Genomic DNA, 322 nt, shown 5'->3' with positions numbered 1-322 from the left:
AGGGCTTCATCGGTGACTGCCGTGGGGCCGCTGTCTTTTCTTGGCATCCTCGCGCCGCAGCTGACTGGTTTTCTCACCGGTGCTACAGGCAGGGCGCGCTTGTTTCTCGCAGCACTCATGGGCGGCAATCTGGTGATTGCTGCTGATATTCTCACACGTCTGTCATTCGGGGGCAGGGTTTCGCTGCCGCTTGGCCTGAGCTTTACCCTGATCGGCGTGCCTCTATTTCTCGCAATTTTACGCCTCCGGTCTTTTTACCGAAAACGGCAGCAATGAAAGGAAATTTCAGTGATCAGAGCTTTGACAATGGTACTTCTTCTGG

Annotated in this window: 1 protein-coding gene; it reads left to right on the top strand. The window is 54.7% G+C overall.

Features of this window, described 5'->3' with window-relative positions:
- Positions 1-276, top strand: a 276-nt coding sequence (locus tag HBA93_RS20005) for an iron chelate uptake ABC transporter family permease subunit (protein ID WP_221724445.1), incomplete at its 5' end; no start/stop codon positions are given.
- Positions 277-322: the final 46 nt, after the last annotated feature.

Source organism: Ochrobactrum sp. SFR4 (assembly GCF_019730395.1).
Taxonomy (GTDB): domain Bacteria; phylum Pseudomonadota; class Alphaproteobacteria; order Rhizobiales; family Rhizobiaceae; genus Pseudochrobactrum.
The sequence above is the reverse complement of the archived record's forward strand: the minus strand, read 5'-3'. Positions and strand labels throughout refer to the sequence as shown.